Genomic DNA, 17,728 nt, shown 5'->3' with positions numbered 1-17,728 from the left:
TGGAGTCGAGGTAAAGCGACCAAGCCTCGCCGGGTTGAGAGCCGCGATGAGCGGGAAGACAGTGAGGGTGACCCACGCCGACAAAGCACATGACGTCCTCACCATGCTCTGCCCCCTCGCCGATCCTGAGACCGGAACCCTCATGGGTTTCGATGGGCGGCTCTGGCCGACAGACGAACCGACTGCCCGAACTGCACTGGCCCTGCTACCGCCGCGTACGCTTCAGACGCTTGCCGGTGACTTCCCCAGCGCCACACCGGGCGCACGGCGCCAGATCTGTGAGGCAGTGGGAATGCTTGCGAGCACCGTCGCCGACGGATTCATGAATCCCGAAAGCAGAGCGGACGACGGCGACATGTCACCGGGCGCCGCTTGCGGCATTATGTCCGCCAACGTCGCAAACACCCTTGCATATCGGGAAGTCCTCGACGGCGTTTGCGAAGACCGGGACGACGAGCTCAGGGACAATGCTCTTCCCGTTGCGCTCAAAGTCTTCGAGACCGGCGAGGTTCCCAGACCACCGGAAGACGCCACCGAGGACACCGAGGCATTCGCCCTCGCGGCCCTTCCGCAGATCGACTACCTCGCAGCCGACGACGACCTGCGCGAGCGCGCCGGTGCATTCCTGATGACCTTCGTTCTCGCCTACGAACGCAACCTTCCCTACCTTGGGTGGGCGTCAATGCACGAGCCCGCGGACCCGGTCGCAGAGTTCGCCCGCGAACATCTGCGGGATCCAAGGCGATGGGCGGCTGCGGTTCGCGAACAAGGGACCTTCGACCCAGCGGCTCTCCGCCCGGCCCTTGGGGAGGCACCTCGGGCATAGAACTCGCAGGGGGACCCGCCCTTCCTCGGCCCCGCTACCGGCCGGTGAAGGCGGGTCCCCATAGAGAAAGCTGCCTCTAACGCCTCTTCCGTGCCAAGAGGATTCGGTGAACCGTCAGCAATGTTGGAGCCTTCACTCGCGTCCGAGGCGATGAGCCGGGCGAGTAGAGTGTCGCTGTCGACAGACGACGTTGCATGAAAGGGCGCTGGGAGGGGCAATGTGCCGCCTGTTCGGACTCCATTCAGGACAAGCGCGAGCCAAGGCAACCTTCTGGCTGCTGAACGCTCCGGCCAGTCTGCTTGAGCAGAGCCGCCGGGAGCCCGACGGAACGGGCGTGGGCGTCTTCACTCCGGAGGGGCGTCCGAGGGTCGAGAAGCAAGCCTTGGCCGCTTGGCAGGACCAGGCCTTCGCGAGGGAAGCCCGCAGCCTCGAAAGCACCACTTTCATCGCCCATGTTCGGTACGCAAGCACCGGTGCCCACACCTACGTGAACACCCATCCGTTTGAGCAAGGCGGCCGGCTCTTCGCCCATAACGGAGCTCTCGCTGGGCTGGACAAGCTGGAGCGGCGGCTTGAGGACGTCGGGGCGGCAGGCCTCGTGCACGGCGAGACGGACAGCGAGCGCATGTTCGCCCTCATCACGGCCGAAACCCGCCATTCCGGAGGAAACCTTGAGGAAGGCATTGTCAATGCCGTTTCCTGGATGGCCGGACATCTCCCGATCTTCAGTTTGAACTTCATCATCACCACGGCCACGGGCATGTGGGCGCTTCGCTATCCAGAGTCGCACGAGCTCTACGTGCGCGAGGATCACGTTGGACCCGCCGCCACGCCCGATGGCCTTGAGGCAACGAGCCCTCGGATCAGCGTTCGCAGCCATGACATCTCGGATCGCGTCCTCATCGCCACCAAGAGGATGGATGACGATCCGCGGTGGCGCCTCATGGAATCCGGCGAGCTAATCCATGTCGGTCCTGATCTGCGCCCGCGGTCAAACCGTCCCTTCCCTGCCCGGCCAGCTATGCAAATGGAGCTGTCAGATCTTGATGCAAATGCCGCGGCATCCCAGCAGTCCCGCGAGGACTAGCCGTCGCGGCTGCACTTGAGCGCCCCGTTTTGGAAGGCTACCGGAGGGTAGGCCCTTAGGAGTGGCGGGTCCGGCCACGACCCATTCGGTGCCGTGAGGGAGCACCGGGCCCGTCACCTCACCAGCACGAGGAGGATGCGCCGTCGGCTCAGCCCGTAAGTGCCTGGATGATGACGCCGACTGGCGCGCTCACGAAGAGGATCACGAGGACCACCCACGCGACCACAAGCGGCATCCCCCGGCGGCCGTGTCGGAGAGCGATCGCGAACAGGACGAGCGCCACGAGGAAGAGGACGATGCCCGCGTAGAGGACGGCCAAGGCGCCGGCCAGAGTGCCGGCGAGCACGAGGGCATTGCCCAGATTCCAGCAGACAGCCTCCGCCACGACAGCGCGGCCCCCAACCGCTGCACCGGTGAGCGAAGTCTGAGCCACCCCGAGTGCGATCTGAGCGACCCCAATGACGAGGACCGTATAGGCAACCGCCCAGCTGGCATGGTAGCTGGGCGCCGGCGCCGTGATGGCCGAGAGCAAGCCGCCGCCAATCACGCCGAGTACGCCAATGATCACAAACGGCCTGGACAGCGGATGAATCCAAGCGGAGCCAACCGTCGCAGGCGGGCGGGTGGACATCATATGTTGGTGCTCCCTTCGGGCGAACGAGTACTAGAAGCGTCTTCGGACGCGTTCCAAAAGCCTCGCCCGGGCGCCCAGGAACACACCAGAGGTGGTGAAGGCCGCGTTGGTCGTGGCTGCACTGGAACACCGGGGCGACCCATGCGCACCGACCAGATGGCGCTAATCGTCCTGGAAGCTCGCGTCTCGGGCGTTCGATAGTACCGCTAGCAGCAACACCGGCGCTGCGGTCATTTACCAGGGCTTCGCCGCCCGCGCCTACGACGGAGCCAGCCTTCAACGCGGACCCGGCCACCGCGAAGCCGATGCCTCTCCCGCCGGAGCGCCGCCGCCGGGGCCGGCAGGAAGGCTAGGGCTGCACCATTCGCTGGTCGGTATTCGTGTAGCTGATCGAGTCTGCCGTGGCTCCTACGAGGCCCATGGTGACCCTCAGGAGCCCGGGCGCGACGTCGTCGAGCGGCGGAGGCGTATCGGTTCCTAGCGCCAGGCTGTGCCCGTTGGAAGTCGTGCCGGTGACCGACCCCAGGTAGACGCTGACGTGCCCGCTGAGCACCATCTTGTCCGCCGACGTGACGAGGCCGGGGCCGTTGGCGTGCCGCACGGTGAGGGTGAACCCGGTGATGGTGATCGAGTCGGCGGTGATCTTCAGGGCGCGTTGGCCGCTGCCGTCCGCGGTCGGCACGGTCACGATGCTGACCGAGCTGAGGCCCGTGAAAGACAGGCTCTGGGAGCCCATCGAGGCCGGCGTCTTGGTGAAGACGGGCGTCCCGCTGTCTCGGGGAGCCGCCACCGGGGTGCTGGACGTGGGCTCGGGGGTCCCGGTGGGGGCCGGGCTCGCCGTCGACCCCGCTCCCGGGACCGCCGGCGCGCTGGGGCTGGACGCGAGGCCCGGCAGCGCGGTGCCGGGGACCGTGGGGAGCAGCCCAGGGGCGGCTGGCCCCTGGGTGGGAGTGCCCGGCAGCGGCGCCGAGGGGCTCGGCGTCGAGGGGCTCGGCGTCGAGGTGGGGCAGGAGATCAGGAGCGGCACGCACAGTGCAGTCGGGGCGCTCTCAGGGGCCCGAGCGGCTCCCAGCGTGAAGGGCAGCGCGAGGACCGAGCCGGTCAGGACAGCGGCCACGGCGCGGATGCGGCGTGCGTTCACTCCGCCCTCTTTCCTCGCTTGGCTCCCGGCGGCCCCATCCAGGCGACGACCAGGACTCCGCCGGCCCCGGATAGGAGCATGCCGATGATGAATCCACCCATGTTCACGCCGACGAGGGAGTAGATGGCCACCACAAGCGTGAGGCTTCCGTAGAACACGTGGTGGGCCGGCATCGTGACCGACAGGACTCCCAGCAGCACCAACGCGATCGGGATGACGGTGGCCTGGAGCCCCTCGATCCCGAGCTGGATGTGCAGGTGGCCGAGATCGAGCTGGCCGGAGAAGAACATCTCCACCCCGCCGAGGGCGGCCAGCAGTCCGCCGATGAACGGCCGCCCCCGGCGCCAGTCGCGGAACCCGGTCGCCCGTCGGGGCGCTGTGGCGCTCGGGGACCGCACGTGCATGCCGTCCTCCGTCGTCGTCGACGCGCGGTTGCTCAGAAGCATCCCTTGGACCCATCCGTCAGCTGCATGCTCATCCCGGTCAGGGTGAACACCGAGGCCTGCGTGCTCCAAGCCGTCTGCTGCAGGTTCGTGATAGAGATGCTGCCGGAGTCCTGCGCGAAGTCGCCGGCGGAACCCTTCGCCGCGGTGTTGACGGTCGAGGCGTCCACGCCGATGCGGATGTTGCCGAAGGCCGCATCGCCCTTCAGCCCGGTCATCCCGATCTGCAGGTCGGAGGCCGAGGCGGGGCTGCCGCCGCCGCCAGCCTTGATGAGCACGCCCACCTTGCCGAGCGGAGTCTCCGTGACCACGGACTGGCATAGATCGGAGAGGGTGGCGCTCTTGATGTTGGCGATAGCCACGGGATGCTCTTTGCCTTCGGTGTCCTTGGCGACCCCGGCGTACTGGGAGAACCCGGTTCCTTCGAGCTTGGAGGCACCGATCTGGAACTGGCTGCCGGACACGGCGAAGGAGACGGGCACCGCTCCCTCGGCGACGCCGCCCATGAGGAGTGAGGCGGCGAGGGCCGAAGGCACGGCGACGAGCATGATGCGGCCTGCGTGGGACGCGCGCATCCTCCGGACGCGCTGCGAGACGGGGAACTTCATTGATCCTCCTGGAACAGGGCCCCGCCCCGAGCGGCGGGAACTCGGTCGAAGATACCGAGCCTATTGACTGCTAGTCAATAGGCTGCCGGTGAGGAAGCCCGCCGATCAGTAGACTTTCTGCTGTGTCCGAGCAGCAGCGCGTCCGCCTCAGCCCCGAGGATCGGAGGGCGCAGCTCATCGCCGTCGGAGTGAACTTCCTGGCCGACCACGCGCTGGACGAGCTGACCATGGACGAGCTCGCACGCCGGGCAGGCGTCTCGCGCCCACTGGTGTTCCACTACTTCGAGACCCGGCAGGGCATGCACCGCGCAGTGGTCACGACGGCTCGGGACAGCCTGCTCGTCGCCAGCGTTCCCCGCCAAGACCTCGCGCCGCGCGAGCGGATCCGGGACACGCTGCTAAGGATCGCCGTGTTCGTGCAGGAACACCGCGGAACTTTCTACTCGCTGGTCAGGGGCACTGCCAGCGGCGACCCCGAGGTGCGGAGGATCGTGGACGAGTCACGGGACCTGAACGCCGAGCGCCTGTACGATTCCTTCATCGAGCTTGGCCTGGCGGACACCACGCTGCTGCGCGTCGCCCTGCGGTCCTGGGTCGCGTTCGCCGAGGAGACCCTGATCAGCCTGGCGATCGAGCGGGAGACGAACGCCGACGGCATCGTGCGGTTCCTGGAGGCGTCCCTGCACGGCATGGTCAACTCCATCCGCGACCAGCGGCTCTGAGGCCCGGGCGTGGGGCCCCGCTACTCTTCAACGGCGGTCGAAGGTCGGCTAGCCCACTCTTGCCCCACCCGGATCACACGTTGAAGCGGAACTCCACCACGTTCAGTACCCAAAAACCCTCTGGAATCGTCGGCACGCACTACGCGGGGCTGGTGCGATGCCTCGTTGATGCTCGTCGAGGTTACCGGGTCGAGTAGACGAGATTTGGCACCTTCGCGACCTAGTATCTGAGCATGACCGGATGTACAGCGCCGGTCCACGGCCACAAGACAGCAAGCGGCGCAGCGGCATGCCCGGTTCACGGTCGACGAGGCTCCTTCTCCTACTCATATCGCCCCTCGTACATACCGAACTACACGCTACCTGGTGGAGGTGTTTCCGGCGGCTCTACGAGCGGTTCGTCACGCACTGCACGGCCGAGGTGGTCACCCAGCAACTCATCGGTCGCATACACGCCCGCTCAAGTAAGGGCTCTAACTCCAATTCGAGAGCACATCGAGACGCAGGGGACCGTGCCCGACCGGTGGGATGTCTTCCTTTGCCACGCTTGGGACGACAGACAAGGTGCGGCCGCCCAGTTGCACGATCGGCTGAAGGCGGCTGGCGTGTCGGTCTGGTTTAGCGAGAAGAACGTGCTGCTCGGCACGCCACTGCTGCGCGAAATCGATAAGGGGCTGGCCAGGTCTCGAGCCGGTCTCGTTCTGGTCACGCGTGCGTTCCTGCGCCGTTTGGAGGCAGCAGGCATCGCCGAGAAAGAGCTCTCAGCGCTACTAGCACGTGAGCTGCTCGTGCCCATCGTCCACGGTACGACATACGAAGAACTGCGAGACGTCAGTCCCCTGCTCGGTTCCCGAAGCGGTTTGAGCACGGCGGAGGACACCATGGAAGTGATCGCCGCCAAGATCCGAGAGTTGGTTTCGATCGACGCCTTCTAATTGCACGTGTAGTACGTTCTCTACGGCCGCCCCTGGTTTAATCCGTCAAGACAGCCGAGGCGGGGAACGCTGGCAGAAGAACCCGCTCTCCGCTAGACCCGAAACTGCTCAGGGGGTGCCTACAAAAAGTGATCGATTGGCCCAATGCTCTCGTCGGGTTTGGACTGGGTGTCCCGGCCGGTGTTCTTGCAACTTTGTTCTTCTGGATCCCTGATCGGAGGCGAGCGAAACGGGAACGGCACGACGATCTATGGGAAGAGTGGAAAGTTGCGATGAAGGATCTGGAGCTGGTGGCCTGGAACCCTCAGACGCGGGGTGGTGACTTCCACATCGCTGCGAGTCGTTATCCGATCGATCGTTGGCGCGCGGTTCTTCCCGAGCGTGAGGGATTCACTCTGCTGGAACACTTGGAGCACTCGTACTCGGCAGTTGAACACGTCGGTAGCCAATTCGCTGCGGATCCATCGGACGTCAACAAGGAGCGCTTTAAGGCGGCAGAACGCCGGTGGAGCGATGCTCGTGTTGCCTTTGCCAACTACTCCAGAAAAGTGCAGTCGAGCGGATATACCCAGATGGTCCTCCGCGAGGAGAGGGAACAAATTCGGCGTGACGTCATGCGCCACCCCGTCACAGCAATGAAGCGCCTGCGCCTCAACGCACGGGAGAGAAAGTCTGCCGGGTAACCAGTCGGGTTCGTCTTGCGGTACGGACGGCCCCGGATCGACCGGGTTCTCGTCTGCGCCCCTATCCCCTGATCGCCACAAGTTAGCCGTGCCTCCGCGCCGCCGACGCTCAGCTCTGTCATGGGCCCGAACCACCCAGCCGTCCCGCTGGTGCGCGGCGACGAGCTCGATTATGGCTTGCGCGGGTCATTGACAGAACCTTCTCCACGGGGAGAGATTTGGCTGGCTCCGGCGCATTGACCGGAGGATCCGGGGCCCGGGGCCAGGCAGGCCGTCGGCGTCCAAGATTGGGGGGACTGATGATTCGAGCATCGAAAGCCAGGGACAGCAGCGAACGGCTGGCGGTCCCCGACAGCCTGATGACGACGGCGGGGTTCCTGCTGCTGCCAGCGGCGCTGCTGGGCTATGACATCTGGCTCGCTGTGACCGGCGAGGCCGCCGGAATGTCGCTGCTGGCCGGTGTCGCCGGAATCCTCTGCGCGGCGGGTGCCGTATCGCTTGGAATCGCTTCCCTGGTGATCCGGCGGCGACGGCTCGGGGTTGTCGCCACAAGGGACTCTCGCGGCGAGTACAAGGACCACGACCCTGACAGCTTTCCGAAGCCGCCGCTTCTGGGCGGCGGAGGTGGCCTGGGCGGTATGCCGCGCATCTGAACGCGCTAGCCTATCGCGCTCTCAGACTGAGGCAGGCAATCCGAGTGCCGTCGCGGGCTTGCTTCGGCTCAGGGAAGACGGCGGAACGGTCGAGCGAGGAAGAATGCGAGGGCACCCCACGGGAAGGCAGCCAAGAGCAGGAGGAAGGCTGGGCCGATGTGGGAGCTCCCCGTCTGGTCCTGCTGGACGGCTGTCAGCGATGTCTAACGACTATCCGCGCGCCCCGTGGTTGCCGGCGCGGAGCACCCGGTCGGCCAGGCCAGCCTCAGCCGCGAGTTCGGAGCGCCTCTGGCGGTGTGGAGCCAGAAATGCGTTGACCGTATCTGTGACGATCCGCTTCAGGGCCCCGCCTCCGGCATCGCCCAGCTGTTCGGCCATCGTTTCAGGGGTCGACCCGCTGCACAGGGCCGCGATCGAGAGCAGCCCGGAGACGCCGGGACGGCGTCCCGGGTCGTAGGTGATCCGGCGGTCGTCGTCAGTTCGGGCCCGGCGGATCACCGCAGCCGTCTCATCTTCCGTCATCGACAGGGCGATCGCGTTTCGATAGCTCTTCGACATCTTGCGCCCGTCGAGACCCGGGATCTCCGGGGTGTCCGTCACGAGGGCCTCCGGTTCCGTGAAGGTGTGCCCGTGCCGGTCGTTGAAGCGGCGCGCGATCGTGCGCGTGAGCTCGACGTGCGGGAGATTGTCCTTCCCGACAGGCACGAGATTGCCCTTGCAGAAGAGGATGTCCGCTGCCTGGTGCACGGGATAGGTCAGCATGAGCCCGCTCAGTGCCCTGCCCGACGCGGCATGCTCGGCCTTGACCGTCGGGTTGCGGTGCAGCTCCGCTTCCGTGACCAGGCTCAAGAACGGCAGGACCAGCTGGTTCAAGCCGGGACGGCCGAATGGGTGAAGACCGTGGTTCGGGCCGGGTCCAGACCGGCCGCAAGATAGTCGAGCACAGCCTCGCGCACATTGACCGCGACGTTCGCCGCAGTGTCCCGGTCGATGATGACCTGATAGTCGGCCAGGATCACGAACGTCTCCACACCCAGGGTCTGCAGGCGGACTCGTTCTCGGATGGTGCCGAAGTAGTGGCCCAGATGCAGCAGCCCGGTCGGGCGCTCCCCAGTGAGGACCCGGAAACGTTCCGGGTCGGCGTTGATGCGGCCCTCGAGCCCCTGCACCCGCGAACGCGTCGCAGCAAACGAATCCATTCCGATCATCCCTCCTGACGAGGGGCTGCACCGACGGATCACCGCGACCACCGCGGGCTGCCATGCAGCCCGCGGACATGCGTCACCTGGCTGCTACCGCAGCCACCACCACGAAGAACGGAGGGAACGCATGAAAAAAGCGTAGCCCACGGCACCCACCCTGCGCGTGAAAGATCACCAGCACTGCCCCCGATGGTCTGTCCGCTGCCCGGCGTAAACGCGGTGCATCATCATCGAGACTCTGCGCTTCCGGCCCATCCCCTCAGTCCGTGATCCCCGAGTGTTCCATTGCACTCGGTCTCCGCGGGAACTACGACGCGGCGGTGGTGGCCTCATCGGGGGCGGCCGGGTCGCCGGACGAGGGTCGTGATGGCCGCCCCGGCCGTCCAGAACGCCTGGAGGACCGAGAGCACGATGGACACGATCAACCCGACGGGTCCGAAGACGGCGGCGATCCCGGAGAGCACGAATGCGGCGGACAAGCCGATCGCCGACCACGCGAGGAACCGGGGCAGAAGCCCTCCGGGGAGCAGCACGGCCCCGATCCCGCCGAGCAGCAGAGGCGCCGGTGCGAGACCGAAGATGCGCGCGAAGACCCCGTTCGAGAGGGCGAATGCCGTCGCGACGGTCGCCCTGTCCCCGGCCGCCGCAGCCATCGGCACCGCCTCGAGCAGCGCCGCCTCGACGCAGACGACCGCCAGCAGCACCGCCGCAGCAGTGCTCGTGACGACACCTGCCAGCGTGCCCCGTGCGCGGGACCGGTGCACGATCCAGAGGAAGAACAGGATGCTGGCCGCCGCCCCCGTCACCTGAAGCCAGCCTCCCGCGTAGAACAGCAGTGTGTGGCCGTTCGCATAGGCCACCAGCTGGTCCGGGTCCGCGCCGGCGTAGGGCCAGCCCACGAAGGCGGGCGTCGCGAAGTAGGCCACGAGAAGCAGGGGCCCGAGGATGCCGGCCGCGACCGCGAACCGGCGGACGACCTGACCACGAAGCATTGCTCTATTTTCGAGTAACTCCATATTGGAGTAATATCGTATCCGTGATCGACCCGTCAACACCCCACTCAGCGTCCCTGCGCGCCCCCCAGGACGAGGTCGTGGACGCCCTGCGCGATCTCTCGGTCGCGCAGGACCGCCTCGACCAGTACGCCGCCCAGCTCCTGGGACTCAACCGCACGGACCAGCGGGCCCTGGACATGATCGGCTCGGGCACCGACTCACCTGCGGCGCTGGCATCAGCCCTGGGCATGTCCACGGGGGCCACCAGTGCCGTGCTGGACAGGCTCGAGGCCGCCGGGTACGTGCGCCGCTCCCCAGATCCGGAACACCGCCGCCGCACGCGGGTCACGATGACCGAAGAGGCAGAGGCACGATGTGCCGACCTCTTCGGCCCCATCGAGGTGGCCACAACCCGGCAAGCGGCTGCGCGCTCCAACGCGGCGCTGCGGGACATCGCCGCCTTCCTGACCGAACACACCGCCTTCATCCACGACTACCTCGATCAGCGACCGGGCAATGGAGTCCCCCGCACCGATCGCTCGGGCTGACCGGCCAGGGCCAGCAGCGATTCGGCGGCGGCCCGCCAGTCGAAATCCCGCGTCGGCGGACGATCGGTGGCCGGTCAGCGGAGGCTCAGAGCGGTGGTTCGATCCGATCGGCACATGCCGTCGCGGCTGCGAGGAGGAGGGGATCGCCCGTAGCCGCGTAGGTGTCGAGCACGGCGTCGGTGAGCTTGATGACGTGCTCATCGCCGTGCAGGGCCGCCCGGTCCATGAGCTCGTCAGGGTCGTGCACGGCTGGTGGTTCGACTGACTCGGGACCACCCGGTTCGGAGCGGGCTATTTCTGCAGCGTCGGGACTCCGAGGTGGGCGCAGACTTCGGGGCCGCCGGGGATGACGGCGACGGTGTTGTCCACGACGCATTCGCTGAGGTGTGGGATGTAGTGCCCGAAGGTCCCCAGCAGGTGCGGATCCGGCACGAGCGGACTGCCGTTCTGGTCTTCGTAGTCGTGTCCGCGAGTGCGGATCCCCGGGGGCGGGGGCCACGAAGTCCGCGGGGATGAGGTCGTTGGTGATCCCGTCGGGATTCATCATCCCTTCACTCCAGATGCGGCTGCAGAGGTTCACCGGGTCGCTGACCTGCTTCATCCCGGTGACCAGATGGCCCGTCTTCGGGTCCTTCGTCGCGTTCGATCCATCGGTATCGAAAATGCCGGCCGTGACGTACGGGGGCATCGCGCCCTCCTGCGGTGGCTTGAGATGGTGCACCGTGGTGAGGTCAGCGTGGAAGTAGCAGCGGATGTCGCGCTTGTCGTTCACGGGGGCCAGCGCCGTGTAGATCCCGGCGGCGGTAGTGCCTGCCACGGTGGCACCGGCGACGACATGACGACAGGGAGGCTTCGCCACCTGCGCGCGGGCTTCGGCTCCCGGCGCGCTTCCTGGACGAGCAGGTTCCGGACGCGGCTCTTCGTGTCTTTCGGGTAGGAGATCTCGCTCAGGTTCATAGCATCCTCGCTTCAACGAAGGCGGCGTGGACCTGGTCCACCGATTCGGTGCCAGCGTTCAAGACGGCAAGTTTGGCGAGTGCCCTGTGGAGCCGCGACTTCACGGTGCCCGGCCGGATCCCGAGGGCCTTGGCGGCCTCGCCTTGGCCGTACCCGTTCATCGGCACAGTAGGACGACGTCGCGTTCGCCGTCGGTCAGTCCGGCGGTGGTGTCGAGCATTTCGCGCTCGGCTCTTTCGGCGTCGAGCCTCGAGGCGACTGCGTCTGCGTGGTCGGACTGGTTCTCACCCCAACGGGGGTTCGAGTAGGGCAGCCGGGCAAGGAACGCAGCGTGCCGACGAGAGGCCCGGGTGCGGTTGCGGTCGGCGTTGGTCGCGACTCCGAGGAGCCACGGCAGGAGCGTGTCCTTCTCCGGTCTGAGGCTGGTCCTCTGCCTCCAGGCCTCCAGGAAGGTGATCGAGACCAGTTCCTCCTGTGGTGGACGGACACCTGCCTACGTCGATGGCAGGTCCCGGTGTGCCTGAACGTATGGTGGTGACGATGAGGAGTCACAGATGAGCCCCCAAGTAATAGCCGGTCGACGGGGTCGCTCACGAGCACAGTTTGCACCGTCGCCGGTCCGAACCGCGTGTCACAGGCGTCCGCGGCGCCCCGCTTGCGCGTTGGTCCCGAGATGCTGTCCCCGGGAAGCGCCCGGCGTGGGGGCCTCGGCGGGAGTCATTGCTCAGGAGCCGCGGGCGCCCCGCAGAGCGCCTCAGGCCCGCTTCTGAGGCTTCCCTAACCTTCCGTCTGGTGCGGCACTCAGTCGATAGCCGACAGAGTGATCCGGGCTAAGACGTCTTGCATTCTCGATGTATCGGCTGTCGAGTGCAGCGCTAGGGACGTGACGGCGCCAGCGGCGGTCGGGCGTCATGCTAGGGAAGCAAGTGGAGCGCTCTGGTGCGAGGGCGCGCTGGGCCGTACGCTGACGCCGTCCGCTGCTATTGCTGGGGAAGAAGGTCGCCGTGACCATGATGCAGTCGCCGGAGCCGCGTCTCGACCAGCCGCGCCACGGTGCGGCCTTCGGTGAGGCGTTCGTCCGGTTCTGGAAGAAGGGCCTCACGTTCACGGGGCGGGCGAGCCGGAGCGAGTACTGGCTGATGTGGCTGCTCGGGACTGTCGCCTCCCTGGTTGCGTACGGCATCGGGTACGCTGCGGGCTCCTCCGGTGATCGCTCGGGGGTCGGGCTCGTGGTGATCGGCGGCCTGGTCGTGTCACTCGCGACCCTCGTTCCGGGCCTCGCTCTCGCAGTGCGACGGCTGCACGACGCGAACTTCAGCGGGTGGTGGCTGCTCCTGGGACTTGTCCCCTTCGGTTCCATCGCCGTGCTGGTCATGCTGGCGCTGGAGTCGAACTCGCGCGGCTCGCGATTCGACCTGCCCAGTGCCAACACACCGGCGTCGCTGGCTGACCTGACTGCGGCGGCGGCCCCCGCAGAGCAGGGAGCGGCGCCGCCGGAGACCTTGCCGACCGGTGCTGCGGCCAGCACGGCCACCGCCCCATCAGACGGGGATCGACGCCTCGTGCTGGCATTCGTCGGCGGCCTCGTCCTCCTGCTTCTGATCGTGGCCGGAGTCTCCGTTGCCGAGCAGTCCAAGACCGGGCAGACGGCGTCGGTCGCCACCTCCGCGGCGGTGCGCACGCAGCAGACCGTCCAGCCCCGGCAGCAGGCTGTCCCGGCTGTCCCGGTTCGACCTGCCCCGGCCACCGACGCCAGGGAGGCTGCGTTTCGCGCACAGGTCGAGTCGGCCCCTGGGTGGCAGAAGTACAGCAGCAGCCTGTACTTCAAATGGGAGTCCGGGAAGAACGCGTGCACGAGCTTCGGCGGCGGCTGCGCGACGGTACTGATCGAGAAGGTGACGTCGGGCACGTGCTACGGGGGAACGGTGGAGATGACGCTCCTGAGCAATGGGACACCGGTGGGGAGCAGCTCGCAGTCCATCATGATGCTCGTCCAGGGGGATCCGCTGGAGGTGGGCGTGCCGTTCAGCGCGACGCTGAAGGGCGACCAGGTGAGGCTGGACAGGATCACCTGCAGCTAGGGGGCGCCCCGGAGATGTCGGCTGCCTTGCCGCCAGAGGCGGCGATGCCAACGTGATGCTTAGCCGGCAGCGGCTGAGCCCGAAGTATCACGGCATTCGGCCGTTATTGAGAGCACGACGGTACGCATAGGCGCGTATTGTCGTGCGCCCCGTCGTTCGAGAAGCTGCCATTGGCGATCCATACGATCCGGCGCGGGGGTCAAGGCGGCCGACAGCACTGGGCGGTCGCGAATCCACCGCGAGCCTGGGGGCTGTGAATTGGTCTCGGACGCACATCGAGGAGCACGTGATGAGACTCAAGACAGCGGCGCTGGCGGCAGCCTGCGCAGGGATGGCGGCGCTCGGCGTCGCGGCACCGGCAAAGGCCGATCCCGGTGCATATGGGTGCCCGGCAGGCTGGCAGCTCAGAACCGTGGACTACGTGGTGGGGTTCGCCGCGAACACCCAGTTCGCCCAGAAGATCCGGGCGGCGGACCAGAACGGTGACGGGATGCTCTGCTACAAGCTGCCCCCCAGCGCGATCCCCCTCTTCTCACCCACATTCCTGTACGAGGACAACACGGTTCCTGTGAGGTGAGGCCTGTCAGGGCAGCTGCCGGAGAGGTACCCGTCGGCCAGGGCGGTGGTGGTCCCTGAGTCCAGCCACTCCTCCACATCGCTTGCGCCTGGGTGCCAGTCTGGTCGGGTGCGCTCGACCACGCACTTTGTGATCCGGTCCAGATCTTCAGGGCGCCTCCGGATGAGATCCTCCAACGAGGTGTCCAGCGGCTTCCAGGACCTTCTGTCGATGCTGAATTCGCTAATGAGGGACCGCTATTTGTCCTCCACTACGACTCTCAGGACGAACTCGTCAACAGCAGTGGCAGCCTCCAAGTCGCGAACCGAGATCACGGCAGGATGCCTGTCGGAATCGTCGCTGCGGAGGCCGTTGGTCGCGAAGATCACGTGGATCCGGTCCTGATCCACGTCAGCGCTCCGATGGTGCGCGGCGACAACCCGGAGCATGTCGATGGCGTGCCAGACGGACCCTTCGCTCAAGCAGGCAAAGCCGACTCGTCGGTGACGGCCATTGTCGTGGCTCTCTGCCTTGCGTGGAAGTGGGGGCGGGGGCGTGCCCCGCGTCGGGCACGAGCCTGCTGATCCGAGAGCGTTGGTCCTCTGGCGTCACACACTTGACATGTCTAATGTGGGCTGGGCCGCATTATTCCAAACATTGGGGAAATCACGTGGACGAGATGCTCAGACGCGAGCTCGCATGGCAGATCACCGGCATCCAGCTGCCGTCGCAGAGCAGCGACGAGGTCTTCAGCAGGATGCTCGAGCAGGCCGTCGCCTTCCAAGGCAGCCACGGACGGACACCGCGGCCTTCGACCGCCAGCCCGCACGAAGCAAGCCTCGGCCGATGGCTCGAGGCCCAGCGGGCCGACGCCCGGCGCGGAACGCTGTCCGCGGAACGCCGGCGGATGATCGACCGCGCGTTCGGGGCAGGCTGGGCCTTCGACGCCGTCACACCCGCGCCCCCTCTGGCCCGAGCCCGTGCCATGGAGTAGCAGGGCAGGCGAGCACGGCTCCGCGCTGTGCCGGGGAACTACCGGAAGCCATGTGGCGGCCCTCCATCGCAGCGTCAATAGGCTCAGCTGATCGGCGGGGCGGCCCCGTGCAGGAATCCTGCTGGCCCCTGCTGAGGGAACCACAGTGCGGTCGCACCGCTGCTCGGATCGCCGGATCATCATGACGTGCAGGCGGTGGAGCAGCATTAGCGGCGACGGCAGGTCTGTGACGCGGCATCTTCAGTTCCTACGGGCCGGACGTCGTGCAGGACGTGGTCGTGCTGCTGCACCTGCAGAAGTTTTCGCCGGCTGCGGCAGCCGAGCTCGAGATGGCATACGGTCCACTTCTTGTCGTTTCGACGGAGAGCAAGACGGCGGCCCCGGTGGTGCTCCATCAATGATTGGTGACCCACAAAGGAATGGATCCTACGCAACGGAGGGGCCGCGATGCGTCGCTCTGGTTCGCTAGCTCACCTCGGTTCGGTGCGTGGCGTGCTCGCACTCGGAGCGCCGCTGATTTCGTCCCGTCCCGCCGACGTAGACCACGGCCCGCTGTTCGACATCAATCCAGACATAGAGCCACGAGCCGCTTGGCTGTACGCGTCCTAAGCGGACCTTCACGATCCTCGTCGAAGAGATGGCGCCCATGGCGGGACTATAGCCGCCTCTCATCGAGGGGCCGATCTCCATGTATCGGGTGGCAGTGTCGGCGTTCGGCCACGGCCCGCCCAACCGGACCCAGGCCCCGCGGGCACGCCTCAGTATCCAGTCGCGTACGGAACCGGCTCCTTCTTCATCCGCAGGATCCGTATCGAGCGCAGGATGATGAGCACGTTGGTGATGATCCCGCCGAACTGCGGGGCGACTCCGGTCTCGGCCGACCGGACCAGCAGGAGCACGATGAGGGCAATGACGATCGCTGAGAGCACGAGGCTGGCGCTCACGGGGCCTGCCGATACCCCACGGCGGGCAAGGATGTTCCAGATGCCCACGGCGAGGTAGGCGAGTGCGACGAGGACGTAGCCGGCGATGATGAGCACCGCGTTCGTCATCGCACTCTGGGAGACGTAGCGGCCCTCGGCCTCGAGGACGAGCCCGGCGATTCCGATGGCGAGGCGCCACCGCCGGGAGTACTCGGCCTCATGGGCGCTGACAAACCGCATCCCGCGGTGCGCCGGGTTGAACTGGGTCGGCCACGGCCGGGGCTGTGTTGCCGGAGGAGCCTGCCAGAGGACCGGCGCCGGATTCGGGGGCTGGCTCGACCACAGCCCTACCGGAGGTTCTGTTGGCCAAGGCTTTGGTTCTGACTGCGGGTGCTGCTCGCTAACTGCCCGCGCTCCCCCAACAGCGCGAGTGTACTCGGCGGGAAGGAAACCCTGCGACGGGCAGATCTGGAGCTCCTCCTGGACGCCCTTCGGCGTCAGGAACCGCGGCGCCGGGCGCGCTGCCTGTGGTTCGTCGTCTGCCACGGGCTAGATCAGCCCTTCGATCGCGCCCGCGAATCCCGGGCAGCCGGTCTGGGCGGCGATCTCCGACGCGGACCGAGGCAGCCCGAACCTCCCGGTCCTCCGGGCGACGTTGCGCACTGCGCGGACCACGCGCTCCTCGTGCAGGTCCAGCGAGTCAAGCAGGAAGGCGTCGGTGGGTTCGGCGAACAGGGCATCGGGGAGCCGGTCGCGCGGAAAGTCCCGGACGTTCTCGGTGACGATCATGTCGGCGCGCCCGACGACAGCTGCCGCGACGACGTGGCGATCGTCGGGATCGGGGAGGTCGAAGACGTGGGCCATCGACTCCCAGCCCGTGACCATCGCATCGGGGAACGCCACCCCGAACTGGGAGCGGAGCCGGGCGATGTAGCCCGAGGTGACCTCTGCGTCCTCGCCGCGGACGTCTCGGATCCGGCGGATGGCCCGCTCGGTCTCGTCGAGGATCTCAGCGCTCCAGAGGGGCCGGCACACGCCTTGGACGGCGACCTCCAGCAGCACGACCCTCTTGACGCTCGGGACGAGGACGCACGCGTCAAGGAGCGCCGACCACCCGTCAGCGTGCCCTGCGCGCGTGCTTCAGGGCATCGGCGATCTCTTCGCCGGCCACGTCGTACATGCCGAGGCGCTCGGCGTCAGCGACCATGTCGTCCAGGGCCTGCGCTGCGGCCGCCCGCTGGCGCTTCATGTACTCCAGCACGTCCTCGAGCCGTACCCTGCGGTGGCGGCTGGGCTTGTCGAAGGGGATCGCGCCCGACTCGAGCAGGCGGACCAGCGTGGTCCGTGAGATCTGGAGGAGGTCCGCGGCCTCCTGGGTCGAGAGCGCCAGGTGCCGGGGAGCGACGGTGACCGCGAGCCCGGCCTTCAGCGCCTCGGCGACGTCCACCAGGATCTGGAACATCGACTCCGGGATCACCACGCCCCGCGTGCCGTCGGCGGAGACGATGCGGGCGCTGGGTTCTGCGGGCGTGCCGCCGCGTGCGCGGAGGGACTCGATGAAGTCGATGACCTCCGCCTGCTCCGCCGAAGGCAGGAGCGCGCTCGGCGCGGCGGCTGCTGTCTGTGCCATGGCCTTCCTCCTTCCATCAGACAAAACGAGCACACCGCTCGTTTTGATCGTTTCCAGCATACGCGCCTCTCGGGCTACCGCCCAGAGGCTGCGCGTCCGGACTTCCGGGC

The 17,728-nt window shown here is 67.0% G+C and carries 22 protein-coding genes and 2 pseudogenes; 10 read left to right on the top strand and 14 right to left on the bottom strand.

Annotated features, from left to right (window positions below; genetic code table 11):
- Positions 1-67 precede the first annotated feature (67 nt).
- Positions 68-826: a hypothetical protein gene (locus LK10_RS15270; protein WP_156144202.1), complete on the top strand. Its 759-nt coding sequence runs from the start codon at positions 68-70 to the stop codon at positions 824-826.
- A gap of 217 nt (positions 827-1,043) precedes the next feature.
- Positions 1,044-1,913 (top strand): class II glutamine amidotransferase, encoded by an 870-nt coding sequence (locus LK10_RS15265; protein ID WP_043125389.1) that lies wholly within the window; start codon positions 1,044-1,046, stop codon positions 1,911-1,913.
- Between the two features lie 148 nt (positions 1,914-2,061).
- Here the strand turns inward: LK10_RS15265 and LK10_RS15260 are convergent, their stop codons facing one another.
- From LK10_RS15260 to LK10_RS15245, 4 genes are all read right to left on the bottom strand, one after another.
- On the bottom strand, positions 2,062-2,547 hold the full coding sequence (locus LK10_RS15260; RefSeq protein WP_052207425.1) for a hypothetical protein: 486 nt from the start codon (positions 2,545-2,547) through the stop codon (positions 2,062-2,064).
- Positions 2,548-2,896: 349 nt separating this feature from the next.
- Complete coding sequence (locus LK10_RS15255) at positions 2,897-3,688, bottom strand: hypothetical protein (protein WP_043125387.1); 792 nt, start codon at positions 3,686-3,688, stop codon at positions 2,897-2,899.
- Positions 3,685-4,134 carry a DUF6114 domain-containing protein gene (locus LK10_RS15250; RefSeq protein ID WP_043125568.1) on the bottom strand — a complete coding sequence of 150 codons (450 nt, stop codon included), beginning with the start codon at positions 4,132-4,134 and terminating at the stop codon, positions 3,685-3,687. The genes LK10_RS15255 and LK10_RS15250 overlap by 4 nt, the downstream gene beginning before the upstream one ends.
- Positions 4,125-4,739 (bottom strand): DUF6230 family protein, encoded by a 615-nt coding sequence (locus LK10_RS15245; RefSeq protein WP_052207424.1) that lies wholly within the window; start codon positions 4,737-4,739, stop codon positions 4,125-4,127. The genes LK10_RS15250 and LK10_RS15245 overlap by 10 nt, the downstream gene beginning before the upstream one ends.
- Before the next feature lie 122 nt (positions 4,740-4,861).
- Here LK10_RS15245 and LK10_RS15240 point away from each other — a divergent pair, with 122 nt between their 5' ends.
- The 4 genes from LK10_RS15240 to LK10_RS15225 all read left to right on the top strand — a co-directional run bounded on the left by LK10_RS15240 (position 4,862) and on the right by LK10_RS15225 (position 7,732).
- Positions 4,862-5,461, top strand: a complete 600-nt coding sequence (locus LK10_RS15240; protein WP_043125384.1) for a TetR/AcrR family transcriptional regulator — start codon at positions 4,862-4,864, stop codon at positions 5,459-5,461.
- Between the two features lie 512 nt (positions 5,462-5,973).
- The gene (locus LK10_RS22710) at positions 5,974-6,396 is read left to right on the top strand and encodes a toll/interleukin-1 receptor domain-containing protein (protein ID WP_231567794.1); all 423 of its coding nucleotides are present in this window, start codon (positions 5,974-5,976) and stop codon (positions 6,394-6,396) included.
- Positions 6,397-6,668: 272 nt separating this feature from the next.
- Complete coding sequence (locus tag LK10_RS15230; RefSeq protein WP_043125379.1) at positions 6,669-7,079, top strand: hypothetical protein; 411 nt, start codon at positions 6,669-6,671, stop codon at positions 7,077-7,079.
- Between the two features lie 299 nt (positions 7,080-7,378).
- Entirely contained in the window at positions 7,379-7,732 is a 354-nt protein-coding gene (locus tag LK10_RS15225; RefSeq protein WP_043125377.1) for a hypothetical protein, read from the top strand.
- Between the two features lie 210 nt (positions 7,733-7,942).
- Here the strand turns inward: LK10_RS15225 and trpS are convergent.
- Together trpS and LK10_RS15215 are read right to left on the bottom strand one after the other, a co-directional pair.
- Positions 7,943-8,931: pseudogene (trpS, locus tag LK10_RS15220) on the bottom strand (tryptophan--tRNA ligase).
- 332 nt (positions 8,932-9,263) lie between these two features.
- Complete coding sequence (locus LK10_RS15215) at positions 9,264-9,926, bottom strand: hypothetical protein (RefSeq protein ID WP_043125375.1); 663 nt, start codon at positions 9,924-9,926, stop codon at positions 9,264-9,266.
- 44 nt (positions 9,927-9,970) lie between these two features.
- Between LK10_RS15215 and LK10_RS20995 the strand changes: the two genes are divergently transcribed.
- Positions 9,971-10,477, top strand: coding sequence for a MarR family transcriptional regulator (locus LK10_RS20995; RefSeq protein WP_052207423.1), 507 nt, complete (start codon positions 9,971-9,973; stop codon positions 10,475-10,477).
- An 85-nt stretch (positions 10,478-10,562) separates the two neighbouring features.
- Here LK10_RS20995 and LK10_RS21990 read toward each other — a convergent pair whose 3' ends face one another.
- The 3 genes from LK10_RS21990 to LK10_RS23070 form a co-directional block, all read right to left on the bottom strand.
- Positions 10,563-11,294, bottom strand: a complete 732-nt coding sequence (locus LK10_RS21990; RefSeq protein WP_156144201.1) for a hypothetical protein — start codon at positions 11,292-11,294, stop codon at positions 10,563-10,565.
- Positions 11,295-11,430: 136 nt separating this feature from the next.
- Positions 11,431-11,595, bottom strand: a complete 165-nt coding sequence (locus tag LK10_RS21515) for an RNA polymerase sigma factor (protein WP_081998587.1) — start codon at positions 11,593-11,595, stop codon at positions 11,431-11,433.
- Positions 11,592-11,900 (bottom strand): RNA polymerase sigma factor, encoded by a 309-nt coding sequence (locus LK10_RS23070; RefSeq protein WP_081998601.1) that lies wholly within the window; start codon positions 11,898-11,900, stop codon positions 11,592-11,594. The genes LK10_RS21515 and LK10_RS23070 overlap by 4 nt, the downstream gene beginning before the upstream one ends.
- Before the next feature lie 544 nt (positions 11,901-12,444).
- Here LK10_RS23070 and LK10_RS21505 point away from each other — a divergent pair.
- Positions 12,445-13,515 (top strand): DUF805 domain-containing protein, encoded by a 1,071-nt coding sequence (locus LK10_RS21505; protein ID WP_081998600.1) that lies wholly within the window; start codon positions 12,445-12,447, stop codon positions 13,513-13,515.
- Positions 13,516-13,804: 289 nt separating this feature from the next.
- Positions 13,805-14,092: a hypothetical protein gene (locus LK10_RS15195; protein ID WP_043125370.1), complete on the top strand. Its 288-nt coding sequence runs from the start codon at positions 13,805-13,807 to the stop codon at positions 14,090-14,092.
- Between the two features lie 236 nt (positions 14,093-14,328).
- Here the strand turns inward: LK10_RS15195 and LK10_RS15190 are convergent, their stop codons facing one another.
- Positions 14,329-14,553: a hypothetical protein gene (locus LK10_RS15190; RefSeq protein WP_156144200.1), complete on the bottom strand. Its 225-nt coding sequence runs from the start codon at positions 14,551-14,553 to the stop codon at positions 14,329-14,331.
- A 197-nt stretch (positions 14,554-14,750) separates the two neighbouring features.
- Between LK10_RS15190 and LK10_RS15185 the strand changes: the two genes are divergently transcribed.
- The gene (locus LK10_RS15185) at positions 14,751-15,065 is read left to right on the top strand and encodes a helicase associated domain-containing protein (RefSeq protein ID WP_231567797.1); all 315 of its coding nucleotides are present in this window, start codon (positions 14,751-14,753) and stop codon (positions 15,063-15,065) included.
- A gap of 465 nt (positions 15,066-15,530) precedes the next feature.
- On the opposite strand, the gene LK10_RS15180 is transcribed toward LK10_RS15185, so the two are convergent.
- From LK10_RS15180 to LK10_RS15165, 4 genes and pseudogenes are all read right to left on the bottom strand, one after another.
- A complete protein-coding gene (locus tag LK10_RS15180; protein WP_043125361.1) occupies positions 15,531-15,713 on the bottom strand; it encodes a hypothetical protein in 183 nt (60 codons plus the stop codon).
- 110 nt (positions 15,714-15,823) lie between these two features.
- On the bottom strand, positions 15,824-16,228 hold the full coding sequence (locus LK10_RS15175) for a hypothetical protein (RefSeq protein ID WP_043125359.1): 405 nt from the start codon (positions 16,226-16,228) through the stop codon (positions 15,824-15,826).
- A gap of 309 nt (positions 16,229-16,537) precedes the next feature.
- A pseudogene (locus LK10_RS15170) lies at positions 16,538-17,080 on the bottom strand (PIN domain-containing protein); the annotation flags it as partial.
- 25 nt (positions 17,081-17,105) lie between these two features.
- Positions 17,106-17,618 carry a helix-turn-helix domain-containing protein gene (locus LK10_RS15165; protein ID WP_043125357.1) on the bottom strand — a complete coding sequence of 171 codons (513 nt, stop codon included), beginning with the start codon at positions 17,616-17,618 and terminating at the stop codon, positions 17,106-17,108.
- Positions 17,619-17,728 lie beyond the last annotated feature (110 nt).

The organism is Sinomonas humi (assembly GCF_000802235.1).
In the GTDB taxonomy this organism is placed as follows: domain Bacteria; phylum Actinomycetota; class Actinomycetes; order Actinomycetales; family Micrococcaceae; genus Sinomonas; species Sinomonas humi.
Note: the sequence above shows the minus strand (reverse complement) of the source record. Positions and strands in the feature narration are given on the sequence as shown.